The following is a 24,103-nucleotide window of genomic DNA, read 5'->3' on the forward strand; positions in this document are numbered from 1 at the left end:
CGGGAGATGCGCTATCGGGGTTGCTCCCGGTGGGATGAGCGTGCCGCGCTACTGGGCCGGGTGAGCGGGGGGCTAGGTTTTCAATGTGTCGGAAAGTGACTTTTATACCGTTAATCACCGATATGAAGCCCAGGGCGCGCCATTGGAGTGGCCCACGTGGGAGCTGCGGGCGCACGGCTCGGCCGCGCCCGCTCCCGCCCCCGGCTCCGCCGCCCCGGAGGATCCCTCCGGTTCCCGGGGTCCCGGGTGTCCGCTGCCCCGGCTCGATCCGCTGGGCCCCTGGTGCAGCGCCCGGCTGACGTTCGCCGACGGTGCCCGGGTCGATGTCCTCGTGACGGTCTCCGACGACCACATCACCGTCGAGGACGTACGGGCCGACCCGCCGCTGACGCTCGCCGGCCTGACCGACCTGGCCCGCTGGATCGAAGGCCCGCTGGACGACGCCTTCCGGTCCGCCACCGGGCGGCCGCACAGGACCCGGGCCACGCTCCGGCAGGCCGGCCCGCTGACCACCTCGGTGACCACGGCGGCGGAGCCGGACGGCAGGCCGCAGGCCGGGCCGCAGGCGGAATGGGAGCCGGGGCCGACGGGTGCCGGACAGGGGGTGATGGCAGAGGGATGCGTGGCACCTGCGACGCAGGGGGAGGCCGCGCCGGGGGAGGAGGTGACAGGCGGGGAGGTCGCCGCGTCTGCCCTGTCCGCTGCGTCCGCGGCATCCGCTACGTCGACGACCGCCCCGGTGTCCGCGTCCTCAGCGCCGTCGGGGCCCTCGGCACTGTCGGAGGCGTCAGAGTCATCGACGTCGTCCGAGTCGCCCGGGCCGTCGGTGTCCGAGCCGTCGGTGTCCGAGTCGGCGACGCCGTCCGACCCCTCGACGTCACCCGGGTCGTCCGCCGCGGCCCCGGCGTCCGAGCGTGCCCGTTCCGCCGTCCTCGCCCGTTCGCGGGCCGGTGAGCGTCGCAGGGTCGCCGCGGACGCGTACCGCCGGGCTCAGCGGGAGGGGAGCGATCCCGTGCTGGCCGTCATGCTTGCCACCGGCCGTAATCGCCGAAGAGCGCTACGCCTGATCGCCGGCGCCCGCGACGAAGGGCTCCTGACGCCACGGCACAACAAGCGCTGACCAATAAGCTGCTGACCGGCGAAGATCAGGGAGCCGGCACCTCGTCGTCTGCGTGGGGTTCGCCCAACGCCCAGTCCAGTCCGTACCGTTGGAACAGCTCGGCGCGCAGTCGCACGCGCGGCATCGGGGCTCCCGGCAACAGCATCGCCACCACCGCACCCATCAGCAGCGCCCGCAGCAGCGGATAGTCGGCATCGGGGTCCGAGGAGCCGTACGCCACGACCGTCTCGCGCAGCAACTGGGCCAGCCGTTGCTGTTCGGGGCACTGGATGAATCCGTCGGCCGTCAGGATTCCCGCCATATGCGTCCGCATCAGCAACGGGCGGTCATGCGCAAGGCCCAGGATCGCGTCGATGGCCCGCGCCAGCAGCTCCCGCCCCGCCGCCGGCCCGCTCGGCCGTGGCGCGCGCTCCAGTGCGGCCTGCAGCGTGAGATGCATCAGCCGGTGCACGGCGGACTGGAGGAGCTGCTGTTTGCCGGGGAAGTAGTACGACACCAGCCCCCGCGCCGCCCCCGCCCGCTGGGCGATGTCTTTGAGCGTCGTGGCCTCGAAGCCGCGCTCTCCCACCAGCTCGACCGTCGCCTGCAGCAGCCGCTCGCGGGAACGCCGCCGCAATTCTTCATTGACCGATGCGCTGCGGGGGGACATCCTATAACTCCTGCGTTGACTGGCTCAGGACCAATATACTTTGTACAATGCAGGGTTTCGTCTGTCGACGGAATCCGGTCGAGCTGCCCGGTTCGGGCGACGCGGGGGATCGCCCGAATCGGGTGACGATGGGGCCGGGGGCGGTCTCGCGACCTGCGTCTTCCCGGGTCAAGAGGCCGCCCGCGGCTCGCATCGGGAGGCGGGTTCCGGTCATCGCCGGTCGCCTCTGGTCGTGCTCTTGCCCGGTCTTTCGGTGAGCCTCCTGACGGTACGTCAGGTCGTCACCTTCGCAATCCGCCGGGCACGCCTCGGTGTCACTTGGCGAACACGCTCGGCGCCCCTCGGGACATGCATGGGAGCCGCCGCGAACCGCTCGCCTCGGTGCCGCCCGCCGGGACGCGTTCCCGCCGCACCGCCGCTCGCCGCTGGGTGGAGCCCGATTGTCAGAGCTGCGTGGAACACTCGCCTTCGTGGTTCGGGCCAAGGGCCGATCACGCGGTACACCACGGTGGTACACCAAGGGGGATTGCCTGTCATGGGCGTGAGTGTGGGATTCATCGGCGCGACAACGGAGGAGCTGGACAGGGCGGAGGAGGACCCGAGTTGGGCCCGTTCCTGCGTCTCCGAACTGTATGACGACGATGACGTCCTGATGTCGGCTCGTCCCAGCGGCGGTCCGGACAAGGCGTGGGCCGGCCTCCAGTTCCTGTTCGACGAGACGGACGTCGAGCTGGAGTTCCTGATGGACGGGTACCCGATCCTGGAGGACGGCACCCTGTTCGGCTGGTCCGCGGAGCAGATCGCGAGGGTGGCGGGGCAGCTGCAGGCGACGCCGTGGGAGCGGTTGGCGGCTCACTACGCCCCTGAGCGGATGATGGGGAAGAAGGTGTATCCGCATACGTGGACGCACGATGCCGAAGGTGGGCTGGACTGGCTCCGGCGCTCCTACGAAGAACTCGTCGACTTCTTCACGGCGGCGGCCGCGGGCGGATACGGGGCGTTCATGAGCTTCAGTTTCTAGGACCTGCCCGCAGGTCGTAGGGGCGCCTCCGGGAGGAGCGCCGAGGAAGGCCTCGCGGTGCGGCGGTCATGTTTGTGCGAGACCCTGGTGATCAGGGGAGCGCGCCCGACAGGGGTGATGCGTTTCCCGCGCGATCCGGCGCGATCCGGCGTGATCCGGCGTGATCCGGCATGACACCGCACCCGGTCGAGGAGGGCGGGCCGTGATGAGCGAGGCAGAGACAAGCGCCGCGGGGCGGAGCCAGGGCGAGGCCGCCCCGCTGTCGGCGATCGCCTTGAGGGTCAACGATCAGGTGCGGCGGCTCGAGGTGGATCCGCGGACCTCGCTGCTCGACGCGCTGCGCGAACATCTGCGCCTGAGCGGCACCAAGAAGGGGTGTGACCACGGGCAGTGCGGTGCCTGCACCGTGCTGATCAACGGCCGGCGCGTCAACTCCTGTCTGACGCTCGCCGTCATGCACGAGGACGACGAGGTGGTGACGATCGAGGGCCTGGGTGATCCCGATGGTCTGCACCCCATGCAACGCGCCTTCGTCGACTGTGACGGCTTCCAGTGCGGCTACTGCACACCCGGCCAGATCTGTTCGGCTGTCGGCATGCTCGCCGAGGTGGAGGCGGGCTGGCCCAGCCATGCCACCGCCGAGGTGGCCGCGTCGCGGATCGCCCTGAGCGACGAGGAGATCCGCGAGCGGATGAGCGGCAACATCTGCCGCTGCGCCGCCTATCCGAACATCGTCGCGGCCATCCGCGGCATCGCGCAGGGAGGCCCGCGATGAGGCCCTTCACCTACGAGCGGGCGATGGACGTCCAGGCCGCCGTCGCCGCGGTGTCCACGGCCGGTGCGAAGTTCATCAGCGGCGGCACCAATCTGCTCGACCTGATGAAGCTCGACATCGAGCGCCCCAGCCATCTGGTCGACATCAGCCGGCTTCCGCTGCGGGACATCGAGGAGTTGCCGGACGGCGGACTGCGTATCGGCGCCCAGGCGGGGAATTCCGACGTGGCCGCCGATGCCCGGGTGCGTACCCGCTATCCGGTGCTGTCGCAGGCGCTGGTGTCGGGCGCCTCGGGCCAGTTGCGGAACAAGGCGTCCACCGGGGGAAATCTGTTGCAGCGCACGCGCTGCCCCTACTTCTACGACACGGCAGCGGGCTGCAACAAGCGCACCCCCGGATCCGGTTGCTCGGCCATCGGCGGTTTCAACCGGATCCACGCGGTCCTCGGCACCAGCGCGTCCTGCATTGCCACCCACCCCTCGGACATGGCCGTCGCGATGACCGCGCTGGAGGCCGAGATCGAACTCCTCGCCGCCGACGGGGCGGTGCGCCGCGTCGCCATCACGGACTTCTACCGGCTGCCGGGCGATACGCCGCACATCGAGACCGTGCTGCGGGCCGACGAGATGATCACGGGCGTGACCCTGCCCCCGCCCCTGCCGGGCCGGCAGCTCTACCGCAAGGTGCGCGACCGGGCGTCCTACGAGTTCGCGCTGGTCTCCGTGGCGGCCGTCGTCTCGGCCGGGCAGGGAACGATCAGCGAGGCGCGGGTGGCGCTCGGCGGAGTGGCGCACAAGCCGTGGCGGTCCCTCGACGCGGAGGCCGCATTGGCCGGCCGTCCCGCCACGATGGCCACCTATCGCGCCGCCGCCGAGGCCGCCCTGCGTGACGCCGTGGGGCAGGGAGACAACGACTTCAAGATCGAACTGGCCCGGCGCACGCTGTGCCGCACGCTGGCGCAAGCGGCCCAGCCGAGCTGAGCCGAGCTGAGGAGGCGAGATGATCGGGCAAGGTCTGAACCGCGTGGACGGCCCGTTGAAGGTCTCCGGCCGGGCCGCGTACGCCTACGAGCACTGGGAGGCCGGCCAACCGCTGTACGGGGTCATCGTCGGCGCGACGATCGGCAAAGGCCGCATCACCCGGATCGACACCGAGGACGCCGAAAGCGCGGTCGGCGTCCGCATGGTGATGACCTATCACAACGCGCCGGTGCAAGGCCCGCGTGATGAGTCCATTGTGCTGGAGTACTGGCGTGCCCAGCCGGTGCTGACCGGCCCGGAGATTCACTATTACGGCGAGCCGGTGGCGCTCGTCGTCGCCGAGACCTTCGAGCAGGCCCGAGCGGCGGCCGAGCTGGTCGAGGTGGAGTACGCGGTCGGGCGGGGGCGGTTCGACTTCGCCGGGGACGATGAGACGTACATCCCGAAAGTGGTCAATGCCGGGCTCCCCACCGATACGTCGGTGGGCGATTTCGATGCCGGATTCGATGCCGCCGAGGTGCGGGTCGACGAGTACTACACCACGCCGTACGAGTTCTCGATGCCGATGGAACCGCATGCGTGTCTGGTGGAACCGCGGGGTGAGGACCTGGTCGTCTACGCCAGCTGCCAGATCGTCGACGCGGCGCACTCCTCGGTCGCCGGCACGCTGCGGATGGACCCCGCGCGGATCCATATCGTCAGCCCCTTCGTCGGCGGGGGATTCGGCTCCAAGCTGGGCATCCACTCCGAGACGATCCTGGCCGCACTGGCCGCCCGCGAGCTGCGTCAACCGGTCAAGGTCGCGCTGACCCGGCAGCAGGTCTTCCAACTCGTGGGCCTGCGCCCCACCTCGAATCAGCGGGTGCGGCTGGGTGCGGGGCGCGACGGACGGCTGGCTGCGCTCGCCCATGACGTCACCATGCACACCAACCGCGACCTGGAGTACGCCGAGCAGACCGCCGCCACCACCCGCAGCCTCTACGCCGCGCCCCACCGGCTGACCAGCCACCGGCTCACGCCGCTCGATCTGCCGCGCGGGTCGGACGTCCGCGCGCCGGGCGAGGCACCGGGCATGCTCGCGGTGGAGTCGGCGATGGACGAACTGGCCGATGCGCTCGGCATGGACCCGGTCGAGCTGCGGATCCGCAACGAGCCCACCGTCGATCCCGAGCGGGACGTGCCCTACAGCGACCGGCATCTGGTCGACTGCCTGCGCGACGGGGCGCGGCGGTTCGGCTGGGAGCGCCGCCCCGCCGCCCCGGCGACCGTCCGCGAGGGAAGGTGGCTGGTCGGCTACGGCATGTCGGCCGCCATCCGCGGGCACTTCCAGGGACCGACGGCGGTGCGGGTGCGTCTGGAGGCGGACGGCACCGCCGTCGTCCAGTCGGACATGACCGATATCGGCACGGGCACCTACACCATCCTGACCCAGGTCGCCGCCGAGGGGCTGGGGCTGCCGCCCGACCGGGTGCGGATCGAGCTCGGGCGTTCCGGACTGCCCTCCAGCTGGGGGTCGGGTGGCTCGTGGGGCGCCGCCAACTCGTGCACCGCGGTGCACCGGGCGTGTGCGGCCCTGCGGGAGAAGCTGCTGGTCGCGGCGTGTGGCGATGAACGCTCTGCGCTGCACGGCCGGGACCCGGCCGACGCCGTGTTCGCCGAGGGCACCGTACGCATCGGCGACGCGTCCCAGGCCATGGGCGAGATCGTCGCCCGCCATCATCCCGACGGTGCGGAGGCGGAGGGCACGACCCTCTTCATGGGCGACGACCCGAACTACTCGGCCTACTCGATCCACACCTACGGCGCCCACTTCGCCGAAGTGGGGGTCGACGCGGACACCGCCGAGATCCGTCTGCGGCGGATGCTGGGCGTGTTCTCGGTGGGGCGGGTGCTCAACCCGAAGACGGCCCGCTCGCAGCTGATCGGCGGCATGATCTGGGGAGCGGGCGCGGCCCTGGAGGAAGAAGCCGTGGTCGATCTGCGGTCCGGCGCCTTCGTCAACCGGGACCTCGCGCAATACCTGGTTCCGGTCCACGCCGACATCCCCGACGTCGAGGTCGTCATCCTCGACGGGTACGACGACAAGGCCAATGTCCTGGGCGCGAAGGGCATAGGCGAGCTGGGCATCTGCGGGTCCGGTGCGGCGGTCGCCAACGCGGTGTTCAACGCCACGGGGACGCGTGTGCGCGACTTCCCCATCACGATCGAGAAGGTGCTGCCGGGGCTGCCACCTGTCGAGGACTGAACCTGTGACGGGCGGTGCCGGCCCACCGGCCAGCGGCAGATCCCGGCCCGGGGCCCTGCGCGTGAGAGCCGGCGCGAGACGATCAGCGCGAGAGGAACTGCTGGCACTGATAGGGCCCGGCGCGCCCGTCCCGGCCGATGAGGGTCACCTGGACCTGGTCCGGACGGGTGCCGTGGATCAGGACCTCGGCACGCGCGAAGGTGCAGACCAGCTGCCCGGTGCTCTGGTCCTGGGGGAAGTCGGCGCTGTAGTGCCGGGCATCGATGGTGACATTGCCGCGGTGGGAGGTGACACTCAGCCGCTCTTCGAGGCTGACGAGGCTGGTCAGCCCGTGGGCCCGCTCCTGCGCGGTAGGCCCGCTGAGCAACAGCTTGTAGGCGGCGTTGAAATGATCGACATCGATGCCGGGCCGGGGCACCCCGCGCAGTCCGGTGCCGGAGGCGAAGTAGACCCGCATGCCCGTCGGGATCCCGGCCGGCGCGGTGCCGCCGTCCGTGACACCCGTGGGACGGATGCCGCAGCCCGCGGCGACGAGGACGAGCACACAGCAGCTGAGGGCGGTGCGGGGACGCGTCATGAGGCGGATTCCGTACGGAGCGGGAGGCGGAGGGTGAAGACGGCGCCGATGCCCGGTTCGGGGGGCGCGAGTTCGATGGTGCCGCCGTGCAGACGGGCGTTCTCCAGGGCGATGGCCATGCCCAGGCCGCTGCCCTCCGAGCGGCTGCGGGCGCTGTCGGCCTTGTAGAAGCGGTCGAAGACATGGCGGGCGGCCTCGGGGGCCAGCCCCGGGCCGTGGTCGGCGACCGAGACGGTGAGCCGGTCGTCCGCCGCCCGTACGGTGACGGCCACCGGCGGTGCGCCGTGCCGGAGGGCGTTGCCGACGAGGTTGGCGACGATGACATCGAGGCGGCGGCGGTCGAGCCGGGCCCGTATGCCCGGCGGGAGATCGGCCTCGACCCGGTCGGCCCAGCCGCGGGCCGCGAGAGTGGCGCGCACCGCCTCGGCCAGGTCCACTTCGTGCACCGTCAGCGCCACGGCGCGGGCGTCGAAGCGGGATATCTCGATGAGGTCGTCGACGAGCCGGGCCAGCTTGGCGGTCTCGGCACTGACCGTACGGGCCGCGTGTGCGGTGTCGGGGGTGAGGTGGTCGGCGTCCTCCTCCAGGACGCTGGAGACCATGGTCATGGCGGCGAGCGGGGTGCGCAGTTCATGGGAGACATCGGCGACGAAACGGCGGGCCAGTGCCTCCTGTTCGCGCAGCTCGCCGACGGTGTGCTCCAGCGCGCCGGCCGTTTCGTTGAAGGTGTGGGCGAGTTCGGCCAGTTCGTCGCGGCCCTTCTCCTCGACCCGGATGCTCAGTTCGCCGGTGGCCAGTCTGCGGGTGGCCCGTGCCAGCCTGCGGACCGGGCGCAGCACCGTACGGGCCGCGAGCAGTGCCAGCAGGGCGGCCAGCAGTACCACGGGCACCAGGCCGCGCTGCACAGTGCGCACCAGTTCGGCGGTGTCGCGCTCCTCCTCCGCCAGGGAGACGACCGCGAATACCTCGACCCCGGACGGCGCTCCGGAGCCGGCGTGCGAGGCCGGATCCAGGCCGACCGGGGCGCCGAGCACCAGCCACGGCTTGCCCCCGTACTCCACCCGCTGCTGCGAGACCCGGGCGCGGTCCCGCACGGCGGCGCGCAGCTCGGGAGTGATCCGGGTGCGGTCGGCGGACGCGTCGGAGGAGGCGGTGTACTCGCGGTACCGGGCGAGGACCAGCGAGCCGTGCAGGCCGGAGGAGACCTCGGTGGCGAACCGGGTCAGGGAGCGCAGATCGGGTGGGACGTCGAGTTCCGTCGCCAGCTGGCCGACGCGGTTGTGGAAGTCATCGACGGCGGCGCTCTGCGCCCGTTTGAGGACCGCGTCGCGCGATTCCCGGTACGCCAGTGCCGTCGCGGTGACGGCGCTGATCAGGGCGACCACGACGACGGTGATGATCAGCCGGCCGCGCAGCCCGTCGAGGCGGGGGAGCCGGAAACGCCCCCGCGCGGCGGCTCTCGGGGCGGTCTTCGCAGCGGGTTGGGCCGTGCTCCCCGTCGCGGTCGTCCGCATCGCGCTCACAGCGGCCCGAAGCGATAGCCGAAGCCGCGCACCGTCTGGATGTAGCGAGGCTTGGCGGGGAGGTCTTCCAGCTTGGCGCGCAGCCGTCCGACCGCCGCGTCCACCAGCCGGGAGTCGCCCAGGAAGTCGTGCTCCCAGACGAGTTCGAGGAGCTGTTCCCGGCTGAAGACCCGGCCGGGGGCGGCCGACAGCTGCAGCAGCAGCCGCAGCTCGGTGGGCGGGAGGGGGACGGGGGCGCCGTGTTTGGTGACGGTCAGGCCGGACCGGTCGATGACGAGTCCGGCGAAGTCGTCGGTGTCCGTGCGGGGGCCCGGCCCGGCCCGGCGCAGTGCCGCACGGATACGGGCCTCCAGCACCCGGCCGGTGATCGGTTTGACCACATAGTCGTCGGCGCCCGCCTCCAGCCCGCTGACCACGTCCAGATCGTCGCCGCGGGAGGTGAGCATGATGATCGGCAGCTGCCCCCGGCCGCGGATGCGGCGGCAGACCTCGAACCCGTCGATACCGGGCAGCATGAGGTCGACCACCGCGATCTCGATACCGCCGCCGCACGGGCGCGACAGCAGCGTCAGGCCCGCCTCACCGGTGGCGACGGCGTCGACCTCATGGCCGTGCCGGCGCAGCACCAGCTCCATTCCGTCGCGTACGGAGGTGTCGTCCTCGATCAAGAGCACATGCGGCATGCCGACGATTATGGGCGAGGGTTTGTGCAGCTCAGGGGTTATCCACAGGGCGAAAGCGCGGGGCCGCGACATTGTTACGTTCTCATCATGCGGCCATGGAACGGCCACCAACTACGGCCCCGACATTGGGCCGCATGACGCAGAAGACAGGTTCCCGTTCCCGTGCCGCGCGCCTCGCGCTGCTGATCGCCGTACCCGCTCTGGCGCTGACCACCGCCTGTGGGGGCGCCGCGCCGTCCGGCGAAGGTGTCGCCTCCGTCAGCGACGCGCCCACCACCGGCCAGTCCAAGGACGGCGGTTCCAAGGGCGGTGCGTCCCAGGGCAAGAGCGCCTTCTACGACGCACAGATGAAGTACGTGCAGTGCCTGCGCAAGAACGTCTCCAAAGACTTCCCCGCCCCCAAGCTGAGCGGCTATCTCGACTGGACGAAGATCGAGGAGCTGGAGACCTCGATGGGCGGCGAGAGCCTTGTCAAGGGCACCCGGGGCCGGGTGTGCGCGCCCGAGATGCGAAAGGCCATGAATCTGGAGCCGCCCCGCGACACCCAGAAGGAATACGAGTCGATGCTCGCGCACGCCAAGTGCATGCGTGCCCACGGCGTATCGAAATTCACCAACCCGCAGCTGCAGAACGGCAACGTCATGCCCGGCGGTGACGCGAACCCCACCTCGCCCGAGGTCAAGACCGACTCCTCCACCTACAAGGAGGCCCGTCAGGCCTGCAAGGACAAGCTCCTCGACGGACTGGACGGCAGGCAGTGAGCTCCGCACCACAGCGCCGCCGGGCGCTCGTCGCCCTGGCGACGGCGGTCACCGCCACCACGGTGACCGCCGGTGTCATGCTCCTCACCAACCCCGGCCAGGACGCCTCGGCTGACGGCCGGAAGCCGAAGGGGCCGCCCACCACCACCGAGATCACCCGCACCGACCTCGTGCAGAGCAAGACCGTCGACGGACAGCTGGACTACGCGCAGCGCCGGGCGGTGAAGTCCCCCGTGCAGGGCACGATCACCAAGGCCGCCCAGCCGGGGAAGACCGTGGCACTCGGGCAGCGCCTGTACGAGCGCGACGCCCGGCCGGTGGTCCTCCTCTACGGCTCGACGCCGATGTTCCGCGCGATGAAGGCCGGCACCCGCGGCCCGGACGTCCTCCAGCTGGAGCGCAACCTCCGCGATCTGGGCTTCGGCTCCGGGCTGTATGTGGACGTCCGCTATGACGAGGCGACCAAGGCCGCCGTCAAGGCGTGGCAGAAGTCCCTCGATGTGACCGCCAACGGCGAGATCGGCCAGGGGGACGTCGTCTTCCAGCGCGGTCCCGTCCGGGTGGTGACCGCGGACGCCGCCCTCGCCGACGCCGTCGGCCCGGACAAGGCGGTCCTGACGGTCGCCTCCACCAAGCCCGTCGTACGGGCCTCGCTCGACCAGGCCGACGGGGCACTGGCCGCGGCCGGCACCAAGGTGGAGATCACCATGCCCGGCGGAGGCACCCGGCACGGCAAGGTCAGCGGTGTGGTGGCCCCCGAGGAGTCCGATTCCGCCACGGGCGGGCCGGCCGGCTCCGGTGACGCGAGCCAGGACATCGACGTGGAGATCACGCTCGACGACGAGACCAAGCTCCAGGAGAAGGACCGGCAGGGCACCCTCAGCGTGAAGTTCGTCAGCGAGAGCCGCAAGGACGTGCTGACGGTTCCGGTCGAGGCGATCGTCGCGCTGCGCGAGGGCGGCTACGGGCTGGAGCTGGTCCAGGGCGCCAAGACCCGCATGGTGGCGGTCGAGACCGGTCTGACGGCCGACGGCCGGATCGAGGTCAGTGGCCCCGGCCTGGCCGAAGGCATGAAGGTGGGGGCGGCCGAGCAATGACCCCAGCCGTGATCGAACTGCGGGCTGCCACCAAGTCGTACCCGGGCGGGGTGCACGCCCTGCGGGGTGTGGACCTCCGGGTGGAGCGCGGCGAACTGACCGCCATCGTCGGCCCGTCGGGCTCCGGCAAATCCACCCTGCTCAACCTGCTCGGTACCCTCGACCGGGCCACCTCGGGCGAGGTCCGGGTGGCCGGGTACGACGTGAGCGGGCTGTCCGACGCCCAGCTCTCCGCACTGCGCGCCCGGCACATCGGCTTCGTCTTCCAGCACTTCCACCTCGCGCCGGGCCGCAGCGCCCAGGACAATGTCGCGGACGGCCTGCTGTACGGCGGAACGGGCCTGCGGGAGCGGCGCGCCCGCGCCCGTACGGCGCTGGAGGAGGTGGGGCTCGGACACCGCACCGGCCACCTCGCCCATCAGCTGTCGGGCGGCGAGAAGCAGCGCGTGGCGATCGCCCGCGCACTGGTCGGCGGCCCCGATCTGCTGCTCGCCGACGAGCCGACCGGCGCGCTGGACACCGCCTCCGGTGAGCTGGTGATGAACCTCATCCGTGAGCTCCACGCGGGCGGGACGACCGTCTGCGTCATCACCCACGACAACGACATCGCCGACTCGCTGCCCCGCCGTATCCGCTTCCGCGACGGCGAGATCGTCGACGACTCCGGAACCGCACCCGCCGCATCCGGCTCGTCGTCCGCCTCCGGCTCGTCGTCCGCCTCCGGCTCGTCCGCCGCACCCGGCCCGCCCCTCGAGCGCACCGAGGAGGCGACCCGATGAGCGGCCCCGCACTCCGGGCAGCCCGGCTCTCCCCGGCCGATGTGCTGCGGGTCGGCGCCGAGGGCCTGCGCAGTCGCCGCACCCGCGTCGTGCTGTCCGCCCTCGGCATCGCGATCGGCATCGCCACGATGGTCGCGGTCATCGGCCTGTCGACGTCCAGCCGGGCCGACATCATGGACCGGATGGACCGGCTCGGCACCAACCTGCTCACCGCCGAGGCAGGCAAGGACGCCATGGGCCGCACCGCCAAACTCCCCAAGAACGCCGCGGCGATGGTCGAGCGGATCGGCCCCGTCCAGCACGCCACCGCCATCGGCGCGGTCGACGCCCGGGTGCGGCGCAGCGACGCCGTGCCGGAGGAGATGGCGGCGGGCATCACCGTCCAGGCCGCCCGTACCGACCTGCTGGGCGCACTCAACGCCCGTACCGCTCAGGGAAGCTGGCTGAACCGCGCCAGTGAACGCCTGCCCACGGTCGTGCTGGGCTCGGTGGCCGCCGGCCGCCTCGGCATCACCGAGCCCGGCGCCAAGATCCTGCTGAACGACCGCTGGTACGTCGTCACCGGCATCCTCGCGCCCATCGAGCTGGTGCCGACCCTGGACCGTACCGCCCTGGTCGGCTACCCCTCCGCCGAGCGCTACTTGGGCTTCGACGGCCACCCGACCATGCTCTTCGAGCGCTCCACGGACGCCTCCGTGGAGGCGGTCCAGGGCGTCCTGGCCCGTACGGTCAACCCGGGTGACGAGGCCTCGGTGAAGGTCTCCCGGCCCTCCGACGCCCTCGCGGCCAAGGCCGCCACCGACGAGGGGATGACCAGCCTGATGCTGGGCCTGGGCGCGGTGGCGCTGCTCGTCGGCGGGGTGGGCGTGGCCAACACCATGGTGATCTCGGTGCTGGAACGCCGCCAGGAGATCGGGCTGCGCCGCGCCCTCGGCGCGACAAAAGGCTCGATCCGGCTCCAATTCCTCACCGAATCACTGCTGTTGTCAGCCCTCGGCGGGCTGGCGGGCGCCGCACTGGGCGCCGCCGCCACGGCCGTCTTCGCGCACGCCCAGGGCTGGACCGCCGTCGTACCGCCCTGGTCGCTGGCCGGCGGTCTGGGCGCCACCCTGGTGATCGGCGTCATCGCGGGCCTCTACCCGGCGGTACGGGCCTCCCGGCTGCATCCGACGGAGGCGCTCGCGGCGACCTGACCGGCGATGGGTTCCGCTCGGCGGAGCTGCCGGTCCTCCTCGGACGATCGGCGGCTCCGCCGGTCGTCCGAGGAGGTGAGGCGAGGAACGCCCCCCGGCCCCATGTCCGGCCTCCTGGGCCGCCGTCCCATGTTTCGCATCTCACAGTGCCCAGGCGGAAGTTAACGGCTCGCCGCACGGGGCGCGGCCGATTTCCCCGCCCACGAAGAGGTGCGGCACCAGCCGCATCACCGCCCTCGGTCAGGCCGTCGTCCCCCTCCACACGACCCGCTCACGCCGAGGCCGCAAAAGGCTCACTGCCCGACACCTTGTGGCCTGAGTCACTGGCTGGTTAAGCTCCAGCACGCTTCTGGCACATTTCCTCCGCAAGTTGACCTATTGGTGTGGCAATCTTCACGATCTGCCCACAAACGTGAGGTGGCTTCGCATGGAACGGCGAGCAGCGACCCCGCGAGCGGACGACTCACCGCACGGCTTACCGGCGGCGTTCTTCCGCGGCGCGCCGGGAAGCCGTCCGGCAGCAATCCGTCCGGCAGCAGCCCGTCCGGGGGAGGACCCGGCGCGGACGCGGCCCGACCACGAGGCCCGCGCCGACCGCACCGCCCGCACCGCCCGCACCGCCACGAGACCGGCCGCGGGCCGTCCCTGATGACGCACTCCGCGCCGGCGCCGGCCCCCGCCGCCCCTCTGCCGCACGCCCGCCGCGACGTCCGGCTGTTCTGGTGGGCGGGCACCTGTGACGCCCTCGGCAGCCAGGTGTCCGGGTTCGTTCTGCCGTTGCTGCTGTTGCGGCTGGGGCGTTCGCCCGCCGAAGTCGGCGCCCTCGCCGGGCTCTTCGCGGTCGCCACGCTGGTCCTCGGCCCGCTCGCCGCTGTGCCCGCCGACCGCGGGGCCCGTAAGCGGGTGATGGTGGGCGCCGCGCTGGTGTCCGCCGCGGCGATGGCCGGGGTCACCGCGGCAGTCGCCGCGGGCCGGGTCCCGTTGGCCGTTCTGCTGGCCGCCGTACTCGTCGAACGGTGCGCGACCGCCTGCTACGAGGCGGCGTCGCTGGGCACCGTGGCGCTGGTGTGTCCCCCGGAGGAGCACCGGCGGGTGCTGGCCCGATTACAGGCGGGGGAGCGGGGAGCCCTCGTCGTCGGGCCCGCACTGGGCGGACTGCTCTTCGCCGCCGGCGCGTGGCTGCCGTTCCTCGTGGACGCCCTGTCGTACGTCGTCGCGGCGGGCGGCATCCGCGCCATGCGCTCGGGTCTGTCCCCGCGGCCGGAGCAGCGGTCGCCGGACGGTACGCCGCGCCGGCCCCGGCGGGCGCTGCTCGCCGAGGCCGGGGCGGGGGTGGGGCTGCTGCGCCGGGAGCCCGTCCTGCGACTGGCGCTCGTCTGGATCTCGGCCGTCAACGCCCTGCTCGTCGCGCTGTATTACACGACGGTCTTCGCCCTCCAGGACCACGGCCGGGGCGCGGCTCCGCTGGGCCTGGTCCTCGCGCTGTCCGGGGCGGCCGGCCTGGCCGGTGCGCTGGCCGCACCGCGACTGGCCGGCCGGCACGCGGCGGCTACGGTGCTGGTGGCGGTGTCCTGGCTGATGGTGCCGCCCGCCGCGGCCCTGGCGGTGGCCCGCGAGGCCTGGCAGTTCGGACTCCTCCTCGGACTCCTCTGTTTCCTGACGCCGCCGGCCACCGTGGCGCTGCAGGCCCGGATCATACGGATCACCCCGCCCGGACTGCAGGCCCGCACCGGCACCGTGCTGGCCACCGCGTCGGGCGCGGCGGCGGCCCTGGCCCCGGCCCTCGCCGGGCTGGCGGCCGGCCGCGCCGGGGCCGGAGCGACCCTCCTGGGCTGTGCGGTGCTGCTGACCGTGCTCGCGCTGTACGCGACCCGCGGGGCATCGAGCCTCCCCCGCGGGACGAAGGAGGAGACCGTATGACCGCCACCGCGGCAGGTACCGCCGCACCGCAGCCCGGCACCGGTTTCCGGGTCTACCGGCCGGCGCTCCCCGAGGTCTGCCCGCGCGACCCGGCACGGATGGCCCTGGCCGCGGACGCCGACGGCCGCTGCGAGATCTTCACCTGGAACGCCGCCACCGGCACCGCACGCCAGGTCACCGACAGCCCGGAGGGCACGGTGCACTGCGCCCTCGACGCCGATGCCCGGGTGTGGTGGTTCACCGAGGACCGCGGCGGCCAGGGGCTCTGGTACTTCCAGGACTTCGAGGGCGGACCGCGGCACCCCGGCCTGACCGGCCTGCGCCCGGGGCTCCCGTGCGGCCTCGCTCTCAGCGACGCCGGCACCGTGGCCCTCGGCCTCGGCGACGGCCGCTCGATGACCGTCCACCTCGGCACACCGGGCGGCCCGGCCCGGCCGGTGCGCACCGTCGACGGCCCTGCGCTGCTGACCGGCATCTCGCCGTCGGGCGGGCTCCTGGCGCTGTCGGGGGCGGCCGGAGCCGACCGTGCGGTCACCCTCGTGACCTGTTCCGGAGCGGTCCTCGACCAGCTCTCCGGACGGCGTGGCCGGCTGTGGGCGCTCGGCTTCGCGCCGACCCCCGCCACCACCGAACTCCTGCTGGTCCAGGAGGACAACGACGGCTACCACCTGGCCAGTTGGCGGCCCGGCGCCGGACTGCGGCCGCACAGCTGGTGCCGCTTCGACACCGAGATCACCGCACGCTGGTACCCCGAAGGACGACGGGTCCTCATCCGCCACGACCGCCACGGCCGCTCCGCCCTCACCACCGCCGACCTGGAGCGGCGCACCCTGAGCCCGGTGCCCACCCCGCCCGGCACCCTGCTCGACGCCGTCCCGCACTCGCGCGATGACGTGCACTACCTCTGGACCGATACGGCCACCCCGCCGCGGATGGGCTCCACCGCCGGCACCCGGCTGCCCGCGCTCCCCGCCCTGCCGGCCCCCGGACCCGGCCGGCACCGTGACCTGTGGACCCCCGGCCAGGACGGCCCCGTGCACACCCTGCTCGGCGAACCGGAACCGACCCGCGGCGCGCGGCCCCCGCTGGTGTTCCTGATACACGGCGGACCCGCCGACCACGACCGCGACGCCTACGACCCGCAGGTGCACTCGCTGATCGCCTCCGGGTTCGCCGTCGCGCGGGTCAACTACCGCGGCTCCACCGGCTACGGGCCAGCCTGGCGCGCCGCGTACGGCGAGGGGGTGGGGCTCACCCAGGTCGCCGACCTCGTCGCGGTCCGGGCCGACCTGCTCCGCCGCGGCCTGGCCCGCGAGGACGCGATCGGCCTGTGGGGCACCTCCTGGGGCGGCTACCTGACCCTGCTCGCGCTCGGCACCCGGCCGGACCTCTGGCAGGCGGGCGTCGCCGTCAAACCGGTCGCCGACTGCGCCGCGGCCCACCGCTTCGGCACCCCCGCACTGCGTGCCCTGGACGAGCGGCTGTTCGGCGGCACCCCCGACGCCGTGCCAGAACGCTACGCGCGCAGCTCGCCCGTCCACTACGCGGCCGAGGTCCGTGCCCCGCTGCTGGTGATCGCCGCCACCCGCGACGCCAAATGCCCGCCCGGCCAGGTCCGGAGCTACCTGGCCGCCCTGCACCGGGCCGGTGTCGCACACGAGTCCCGCTGGCTGGACACCGGCCACGACGGTTACACCGGCACGCACCACGTGGCCGCCCTGCGACACGCCATGGGCTTCCTCGGCCGGCATCTGCGCCGCACCCCGCGGCCCACCGAACCCCCCGTCCCACAGCGGACGGGGTCTCCGGGAGCACCGGCCCGTCCGGCGCCCCGGGAAGCGTGAGAACCGTTCCCGCCATCCGGCAGAACAGGAGACACAGCCATGCAGAAGGACATCATCCACAACGACCCGCTCGCGGGTGACGAGGAGAACCGCAAGCCGAGCATCGGCATCACGGTGACCGTCCCGTTCCGCAACGCCGAGGAAACCGAGGAGGACTGACCCTCCCCGGCCGGCCCGGTACACCGCCGGGCCGGCCGGACCGCCGCACGTCACCGGCCGGCCGCCCGGCCACCTCCCCTCCCACCCCGCCGCCTACGAGGAGCCGACATGCGCGTCCTGCTGGTCAACATGCCCTGGTCACCGATCGACCTCCCGTCCCTCGCACTCGGAATCCTCCGGCGCAGCGTCGACGAACGCACCTCCGGTCACGCCGATGTCCTGCACGCCAACCTGGAGTTCACCGACTGGATCACCCGGCGTACCGAGTTCACCGCGGACGACTACCAGTTCTATGCGCTCTCCTCCTACTTCATGGGATGCGGCGACTGGGTGTTCTCCTCCGCGCTCTATGACGATCCCGAGTGGCGGGTACCGGAGTTCCGCGCCTCGATGCACGGCAAGCTGCGCGAGGAACGGCTGCAAATGTCCCAGGAACTGCACCGCGTGGTACCGGAGTTCGTCCAGGAGACAGCCGAGCGGATCGTCGCGGCGGGCCCCGACGTCGTCGGCTTCACCTCCACCTTCCAGCAGAACACCGCCGCGCTCGCCGCCGCCAAGTACGTCAAACGCCTCGCCCCGCACATCAAGACCGTCATGGGCGGCGCCAACTGCGACGCCGAACAGGGCGCGGCCGGCCACCGCAACTTCCCCTTCCTGGACTACGTGGTCCGCGGCGAGGGCGAAGCCGTCTTCCCCCAGCTGCTCACCGCCCTCGACGAGGGCGGCGACCTGTCCGCCGTCCCCGGGCTGTGCCACCGCAGCCCCGACGGCACCAGCACCGCCAACCCGATGAGCACCAGCCCGCTGCCGCCCGCCACCATCCTGCCGCCCGACTACACCGGCTACTTCGAGCGGCTGGCGTCCTCCGTGGCCCGCAACTGGGTGGAGCCCAAACTCGTCGTCGAGGGCGCCCGCGGCTGCTGGTGGGGGGAGAAACACCACTGCACCTTCTGCGGCCTCAACGGCTCCTTCATGCAGTTCCGCAGCAAGAGCCCGGAGACCTTCTACGAAGAGATCATGGACCTGGCGCGCCGTCACCGTGTGCTGGACATGTACGTGGTCGACAACATCCTCGACATGGGCTACCTCAACACCGTCCTGCCCCGCATCATCGACAGCGGCTACGACCTGCGCCTGCACATCGAGATCAAGGCCAATATGCGCCGGACCCAGCTGCGCACCCTCGCCGACGCCGGAATGATCTACGTCCAGCCTGGCATCGAAAGTCTCAACAGCCGGGTGCTCGACCTGATGGACAAGGGCGTGAGCGGCTGCCAGAACGTCCGTATGCTGCGCGACGGAGCCGAGACCGGGCTCTCCGTCTGCTGGAACTACCTCCACGGCTTCCCCGGCGAGAGCGCCGCCGACTACGAGCCGGTGATCGCCCAACTGCCCGCGCTGGAACACCTCGACCCGCCGGTCGACCTCTCCGCGCGCATCGCCATCGAACGCTTCAGCCCGTACTTCAACCGGCCCGAACTCGGCTTCACCGGTCTGCGGCCCGAGAAGCACTACCGCTTCACCTACGACCTGCCCGAGTCCGAACTGTACGACCTGGCCTACGTCTTCGAGGCCCCCGAACGCGGCATCGGGGAGCCCATCGTCACCGCCCTCAACGACGCGCTGGCCGCCTGGCGCAAACACCACGCGGACAGCAGGCTCACCCACACCGACCTCGGTGACCGCATCGTGCTGGTCAGCCGCAGACGCGCCTTCGGCTGGGGGGTCATGGAGCTCACCGATCCCCTGGAGATCGCGGCCTTCAAGCTGCTCGACCAGCCGCACGCCCCCGCCGCACTGACCCGCAAGCTCGCCGCACGGCTGCCCGGACAGCGGCTCGACGCGGCCGCCGTGCACACCCTCCTCCAGCGCTGGGTGACGCTCGGGCTGGTCTTCACCGACGGCGGACAGTACGTCCACCTGGCGCCGGCCGCCGTCAACGAGGACCTGCTGCGCCTCGACTTCATGCGCCACCGCCACGCCGCGCCCGCCCACCACGAGACGCCGCAGACACCCCGGGACGTCGTCCACGCCTAGGGAGACACCTTCTGGGGCCGGTCTTCAAAGCCCCGCCGCCGTCCGGCCCACGAGGAGACATCCATGACCTGCACCACCACCCCCGCCCCCCGGGCACTGACGCTCGCCGCCTGGCGGGACTACGACGAGGATGCCTGCACCCTGCCCGGCATGAGTCTGGGCGAACTCGACCTGGCCGGACCGCCGGAGAAGCATGCCGCCCGGCTGTGGGAGCTGGGGGTACGGCGGGTGCGGCTCGCCGAGGAGATCGACCTGGCCGCCGTCGACGACCCCGGTGCGGCTCCCGACGCCGCCGCGCACGCGGTCCGGCAGCTGTGCCTGGTCCGTGATCTGACGGCACGTGCCGTATTCGTCCAGTGGCAGCTGCGCCTGCCGGACGGGCCCGCCGACGGCTGGCGCGAGCTCTGCCACCTCCAGCCGCCCCAAACCCTCAGCGGGCCCGCCGACGAGGCGGCCGCGCTCTCCGGGTGGCGCGGCGAGCACTACCTCTGCAAGTGCGTGTGGCGGCAGGGCCCCGGCTTCGTCCAGATCCGCGACCGCCGATGGGGCCACCTGCGCCGCTTCACCACGGACGAGCCCGGCTACCGGGAGGCGATCGGCCAACTGTCCTACGGCGCACCGCTGTCGGCCGTACCCGCGGGGATCGCCGCCGACTTCCTGGAGGAGCGCCTGGTCTCCCGCACCGGGCCGCTGCTGTGGTGGCTGCCGTACCGGGTGAACCGGTGGATCCAGGAGGCGATGGCGATCTGAGGACTCCGGCGCGGCCCACCCCGGCCGGAGCGGGCCGAGCACGGCCGGCCCCTGTCGGCGCAAGCGGACGGGCACTGTGGCGCAGACGACAGCCGAAAACGGATGACGGCTCCGTTCTCGCGTGTTGGTGCACAGCGGAGCGTCCACCCGCGGCGCTCCGCGACCGCCTTCTCGTCTCAGGAGCCCACACGTGCATTCCAGCGATTCCGCCGCCCGCGCGGCCCAGGTGCTCTCCCGCCCCTTCACCCTGGGCGGCCTCACCGTGCCCAACCGGATAGCCATGGCGCCGATGACCCGCGAGTTCTCGCCGGGCGGAGTCCCGGGTGCCGATGTCGCGGACTACTACGCGCGCCGGGCCGCCGGCGGCACCGGGCTGATCATCACCGAGGGTACCTACGTCGATCACCCGGCCGCCGGGACCAGCGGGGCCGTGCCGCGCTTCCACGGCGAGGACGCCCTCGCCGGCTGGGAGCGTGTCGTCCGGGCGGTGCATGCGGCGGGCGGGACGATCATGCCGCAGCTGTGGCACGTCGGCATGGCCCGCGCGGCGGGCGCGCCGCCGTTCCCGGACGCCCCGCCCTCCGGGCCGTCCGGCCTCGCCCTCGACGGCTCCCCGTCCGGTCACGCCATGACCCAGCAGGACCTCGACGACGTCATCGCGGCGTTCGCCGACGCGGCCGCAGCGGCCGAACGCCTGGGCTTCGACGGCGTCGAGCTGCACGGTGCGCACGGCTACCTGATCGACCAGTTCCTGTGGTCGGCCACCAACCACCGCACCGACGCGTACGGCGGCAGCCTCCGTGCCCGTACGCGCTTCGCGGCCGAGATCGTGGCGGCCTGCCGGGCTGCGGTGTCGCCGCACTTCCCGGTCCTCTTCCGGATGTCGCAGTGGAAGATGGGCAACTACCAGGCACGTCTCGCCGAGACACCGGACGAGCTCCAGGAGATCGTCGGTCCGCTCAGCGACGCCGGGGTCAGCGCCTTCCACTGCTCGACGCGCCGCTACTGGCTGCCGGAGTACGAGGACTCGGACCTCAACCTCGCCGGATGGGTCAAGAAGCTCTCCGGCAGGCCGACGGTCAGCGTCGGCTCCGTCGGACTCGACAACGAGTTCATCGGGACGTTCCGGGCCGAACAGGCCGGCGTCACCGGTATCGACCGGCTGCTGGACCGGATGGAGCGCGACGAGTTCGACCTCGTGGCCGTCGGGCGGGCCCTGCTCGGTGACCCGGAGTGGGCGGCCAAGATCTTCGAGGGCCGCACCGGCGAACTCCAGCCGTTCCAGGCCTCGATGCTGCGGACGCTGAGCTGACGCGGCGCGGTGCGGGGGCGGTGCCCACCTGGCACCACCGGTGACCCTTCGGTCGCAGCAGGTGTCCCGCGACGCTGGGTGACCCGCCGCCCGCGAGGGGTGGCCTCGCGGCGCCTCGCACGTGGGATGCGGCCGTGGCAAGGTGGTGAGTGAGGTGGCCTCCCTCGCCCACCCCTCGAATCCGATGTGGAGGCTCGCATGGACGACAAGGAGTTCTTCCAGCTGGTGGCCGTTCGGGCGGGACTCTCGCGGCAGGAAGCGGCCGATCTCACCCGTGCGACTCTGGAGACGCTCGGCGTTCGGCTCAGCGACGGCGAAGTCCGTGACCTGGCCCTCGAACTTCCCGAGTCCCTGCGTGGCTCGCTCCAGCGGGGGAGCGGTGAGACGGAGACCTTCGGGCCGGACGAGTCGATCCGCAGGGTGCGTGAGCGCACCGGCCTGACCCGGCCGGAAGCCGGGCGCGGCCTGCGTGCGGTGCTCGGCACGCTGCACGAGGCCATTTCGGAGAAGGAGTTCGGCCACGCCATGTCGCAACTCGGCAAGAAGTATGTGCAGTTGGTGGAGACCGGCTGACGGGCGGCTGACACGCCGGCTGACGGGGCGTTCGCCGGCCGGTCCGGCTGACGGACCGGCCGGCGGTGGTTCCTGTATCGGGCAGTGAACGGGTTTGACGGTGACATGACCGCGGCCCCCTCCCTCGGCCGGGCCCTGCGCCGCCGGGACGGTCCGCTTCTCCGTCATGGCCCAGGCCCCCGCGACGCCGCTCGCCACCTGACCGCACAGGAGCGGACGAGCCGCGCCGATGCCGCCGCCCCGCGCTGCCCCCTTCATGTGACTGATGGGCTGCGACGGCGAGCCTCTTTGGCGTGTTCCGAGGTGTCTGTACCGTCAGCCCGGCAGGGGGGCGACCGCGGGCGATGAGGAGTGCGGACCGTGACAGCCGTTCAGCAGACGGAATCCCTGCAACCGGTCAAGCGGCGGCGGAATGCCGGACGCGTGGTGGTGGACTGGCTGACGACCACCGACCACAAGACGATCGGCACGCTCTATCTGGGCACGTCGTTCGGGTTCTTCATGCTCGGCGGGGTTCTGGCGCTCGCCCTCCGGGCGGAGCTCGCCCGCCCGGGGCTGCAGATCCTCTCGAACGAGCAGTTCAACCAGGCCTTCACGATGCACGGCACCGTCATGCTGCTGATGTTCGCGACGCCGCTCTTCGCCGGATTCGCGAACTGGATCATGCCGCTGCAGATCGGCGCGCCCGATGTGGCCTTCCCGCGGCTCAATATGTTCGCCTACTGGCTCTACCTGTTCGGCTCCCTGATCGCCGTGAGCGGCTTCATCACACCGGACGGCGCCGCCGATTTCGGCTGGACGGCCTACACCCCGCTGTCCGGCCCGCTCCACACCCCGGGAACCGGCGGCGACCTGTGGGTGATGGGCCTGGCCTTCTCCGGTTTCGGCACCATCCTGGGGTCGGTCAACTTCATCACGACGATCATCTGTATGCGCGCGCCGGGCATGACGATGTTCCGGATGCCGATCTTCACCTGGAACATCCTGCTGACGGCCGTGCTGGTGCTGCTCGCCTTTCCCGTGCTGGCCGCCGCGCTGCTGGTGCTGGAGGCGGACCGGAAATTCGGTGCGCACGTCTTCGACGCCGCGAACGGGGGCTCCTTGTTGTGGCAGCACCTCTTCTGGTTCTTCGGTCACCCCGAGGTGTACATCATCGCGCTGCCGTTCTTCGGCATCGTCACCGAGATCTTCCCCGTCTTCAGCCGTAAGCCCATCTTCGGCTACATCGGACTGATCGCGGCGACGATCACCATCGCGGGGCTGTCGGTCACGGTCTGGGCGCACCACATGTTCGTGACCGGCGCGGTACTTCTGCCGTTCTTCTCCTTCATGTCCTTCCTCATCGCGGTCCCGACCGGGGTGAAGTTCTTCAACTGGGTCGGCACGATGTGGCACGGCTCGCTGTCCTTCGAGACCCCCATGCTCTGGTCGATCGGGTTCCTGGTGACCTTTCTCTTCGGCGGCCTGACCGGCGTTCTGCTGGCCTCACCGCCGATGGACTTCCACGTCTCCGACTCGTACTTCGTCGTGGCTCACTTCCACTACACCGTGTTCGGCACCGTGGTCTTCGCGATGTTCGCCGGCTTCTACTTCTGGTGGCCCAAGTTCACCGGCAGAATGCTCGACGAACGGCTCGGCAAAATCCACTTCTGGACCCTGTTCATCGGTTTCCATCTCACCTTTCTCATCCAGCACTGGCTGGGTGTCGAAGGCATGCCGCGCCGTTACGCGGACTATCTGGCGTCCGATGGCTTCACCACACTGAACACGCTCTCCAGCATCGGCGCGTTCCTGCTGGGCCTCTCGGTACTGCCATTCCTCTACAACGTCTGGAAAACGGCCAAGTACGCGCCGAAGCAAGCGGCCGACGACCCGTGGGGCTTCGGCCGCTCCCTGGAGTGGGCCACCTCCTGCCCGCCGCCGCGCCACAACTTCACCACGCTGCCCCGGGTCCGCTCCGAGTCCCCGGCCTTCGACCTGCACCACCCCGACGTCGCCGCCCTGGAAGACGCCAGGAAGGGCGCGCGGCGCGACGTGGACGCACCAGGAGTGCCGGGCCGCACCGGCCGCCCTTCGGGGGACGAACCGCGCTGAGGGGGTACGCC

20 protein-coding genes are annotated in these 24,103 nt (G+C 71.7%); 16 read left to right on the top strand and 4 right to left on the bottom strand.

The window, feature by feature from the left end:
- Positions 1-142 precede the first annotated feature (142 nt).
- Entirely contained in the window at positions 143-1,120 is a 978-nt protein-coding gene (locus ABZ851_RS11620) for a DUF6214 family protein (RefSeq protein ID WP_361125059.1), read from the top strand.
- Between the two features lie 25 nt (positions 1,121-1,145).
- On the opposite strand, the gene ABZ851_RS11625 is transcribed toward ABZ851_RS11620, so the two are convergent.
- Positions 1,146-1,769: a helix-turn-helix domain-containing protein gene (locus tag ABZ851_RS11625; RefSeq protein WP_361125061.1), complete on the bottom strand. Its 624-nt coding sequence runs from the start codon at positions 1,767-1,769 to the stop codon at positions 1,146-1,148.
- A 535-nt stretch (positions 1,770-2,304) separates the two neighbouring features.
- Here ABZ851_RS11625 and ABZ851_RS11630 point away from each other — a divergent pair.
- The 4 genes from ABZ851_RS11630 to ABZ851_RS11645 all read left to right on the top strand — a co-directional run bounded on the left by ABZ851_RS11630 (position 2,305) and on the right by ABZ851_RS11645 (position 6,790).
- Positions 2,305-2,790 (top strand): DUF1877 family protein, encoded by a 486-nt coding sequence (locus tag ABZ851_RS11630; RefSeq protein ID WP_361125063.1) that lies wholly within the window; start codon positions 2,305-2,307, stop codon positions 2,788-2,790.
- A gap of 205 nt (positions 2,791-2,995) precedes the next feature.
- Entirely contained in the window at positions 2,996-3,565 is a 570-nt protein-coding gene (locus ABZ851_RS11635; RefSeq protein WP_361125065.1) for a 2Fe-2S iron-sulfur cluster-binding protein, read from the top strand.
- Positions 3,562-4,545 (top strand): xanthine dehydrogenase family protein subunit M, encoded by a 984-nt coding sequence (locus ABZ851_RS11640; RefSeq protein WP_361125067.1) that lies wholly within the window; start codon positions 3,562-3,564, stop codon positions 4,543-4,545. Before ABZ851_RS11635 ends, ABZ851_RS11640 begins: the two co-directional genes overlap by 4 nt.
- Positions 4,546-4,564: 19 nt before the next feature.
- On the top strand, positions 4,565-6,790 hold the full coding sequence (locus ABZ851_RS11645) for a xanthine dehydrogenase family protein molybdopterin-binding subunit (protein ID WP_361125069.1): 2,226 nt from the start codon (positions 4,565-4,567) through the stop codon (positions 6,788-6,790).
- 82 nt (positions 6,791-6,872) lie between these two features.
- Here ABZ851_RS11645 and ABZ851_RS11650 read toward each other — a convergent pair whose 3' ends face one another.
- From ABZ851_RS11650 to ABZ851_RS11660, 3 genes are read right to left on the bottom strand one after another with little or no spacing between them, the layout of a single operon-like run.
- Positions 6,873-7,367 (bottom strand): hypothetical protein, encoded by a 495-nt coding sequence (locus ABZ851_RS11650; RefSeq protein ID WP_361125072.1) that lies wholly within the window; start codon positions 7,365-7,367, stop codon positions 6,873-6,875.
- A complete protein-coding gene (locus tag ABZ851_RS11655) occupies positions 7,364-8,881 on the bottom strand; it encodes a HAMP domain-containing sensor histidine kinase (RefSeq protein ID WP_361125074.1) in 1,518 nt (505 codons plus the stop codon). The genes ABZ851_RS11650 and ABZ851_RS11655 overlap by 4 nt, the downstream gene beginning before the upstream one ends.
- A gap of 5 nt (positions 8,882-8,886) precedes the next feature.
- Complete coding sequence (locus tag ABZ851_RS11660) at positions 8,887-9,573, bottom strand: response regulator transcription factor (RefSeq protein WP_361125076.1); 687 nt, start codon at positions 9,571-9,573, stop codon at positions 8,887-8,889.
- A 134-nt stretch (positions 9,574-9,707) separates the two neighbouring features.
- Here ABZ851_RS11660 and ABZ851_RS11665 point away from each other — a divergent pair, with 134 nt between their 5' ends.
- The 11 genes from ABZ851_RS11665 to ctaD all read left to right on the top strand — a co-directional run bounded on the left by ABZ851_RS11665 (position 9,708) and on the right by ctaD (position 24,092).
- Entirely contained in the window at positions 9,708-10,334 is a 627-nt protein-coding gene (locus ABZ851_RS11665) for a hypothetical protein (protein WP_361125078.1), read from the top strand.
- Positions 10,331-11,431: a peptidoglycan-binding domain-containing protein gene (locus ABZ851_RS11670; protein ID WP_361125080.1), complete on the top strand. Its 1,101-nt coding sequence runs from the start codon at positions 10,331-10,333 to the stop codon at positions 11,429-11,431. The genes ABZ851_RS11665 and ABZ851_RS11670 overlap by 4 nt, the downstream gene beginning before the upstream one ends.
- A complete protein-coding gene (locus ABZ851_RS11675) occupies positions 11,428-12,210 on the top strand; it encodes an ABC transporter ATP-binding protein (protein WP_361125082.1) in 783 nt (260 codons plus the stop codon). Before ABZ851_RS11670 ends, ABZ851_RS11675 begins: the two co-directional genes overlap by 4 nt.
- Complete coding sequence (locus ABZ851_RS11680; protein WP_361125084.1) at positions 12,207-13,403, top strand: ABC transporter permease; 1,197 nt, start codon at positions 12,207-12,209, stop codon at positions 13,401-13,403. Before ABZ851_RS11675 ends, ABZ851_RS11680 begins: the two co-directional genes overlap by 4 nt.
- A gap of 648 nt (positions 13,404-14,051) precedes the next feature.
- Positions 14,052-15,323 carry an MFS transporter gene (locus ABZ851_RS11685; RefSeq protein ID WP_361125086.1) on the top strand — a complete coding sequence of 424 codons (1,272 nt, stop codon included), beginning with the start codon at positions 14,052-14,054 and terminating at the stop codon, positions 15,321-15,323.
- A complete protein-coding gene (locus ABZ851_RS11690) occupies positions 15,320-17,167 on the top strand; it encodes an alpha/beta fold hydrolase (protein ID WP_361125088.1) in 1,848 nt (615 codons plus the stop codon). Before ABZ851_RS11685 ends, ABZ851_RS11690 begins: the two co-directional genes overlap by 4 nt.
- A gap of 267 nt (positions 17,168-17,434) precedes the next feature.
- A complete protein-coding gene (locus ABZ851_RS11695; protein WP_361125090.1) occupies positions 17,435-19,363 on the top strand; it encodes a RiPP maturation radical SAM C-methyltransferase in 1,929 nt (642 codons plus the stop codon).
- Positions 19,364-19,426: 63 nt separating this feature from the next.
- On the top strand, positions 19,427-20,113 hold the full coding sequence (locus ABZ851_RS11700) for a DUF5825 family protein (protein WP_361125092.1): 687 nt from the start codon (positions 19,427-19,429) through the stop codon (positions 20,111-20,113).
- Positions 20,114-20,303: 190 nt separating this feature from the next.
- The gene (locus tag ABZ851_RS11705; RefSeq protein ID WP_361125094.1) at positions 20,304-21,425 is read left to right on the top strand and encodes an NADH:flavin oxidoreductase; all 1,122 of its coding nucleotides are present in this window, start codon (positions 20,304-20,306) and stop codon (positions 21,423-21,425) included.
- Positions 21,426-21,623: 198 nt separating this feature from the next.
- The gene (locus ABZ851_RS11710; protein ID WP_361125096.1) at positions 21,624-21,998 is read left to right on the top strand and encodes a DUF2267 domain-containing protein; all 375 of its coding nucleotides are present in this window, start codon (positions 21,624-21,626) and stop codon (positions 21,996-21,998) included.
- A gap of 387 nt (positions 21,999-22,385) precedes the next feature.
- On the top strand, positions 22,386-24,092 hold the full coding sequence (ctaD, locus tag ABZ851_RS11715; protein WP_361126192.1) for a cytochrome c oxidase subunit I: 1,707 nt from the start codon (positions 22,386-22,388) through the stop codon (positions 24,090-24,092).
- Positions 24,093-24,103: the final 11 nt, after the last annotated feature.

It is taken from the genome of Streptomyces sp. NPDC047049 (assembly GCF_040643995.1).
Lineage (GTDB): Bacteria > Actinomycetota > Actinomycetes > Streptomycetales > Streptomycetaceae > Streptomyces > Streptomyces mooreae.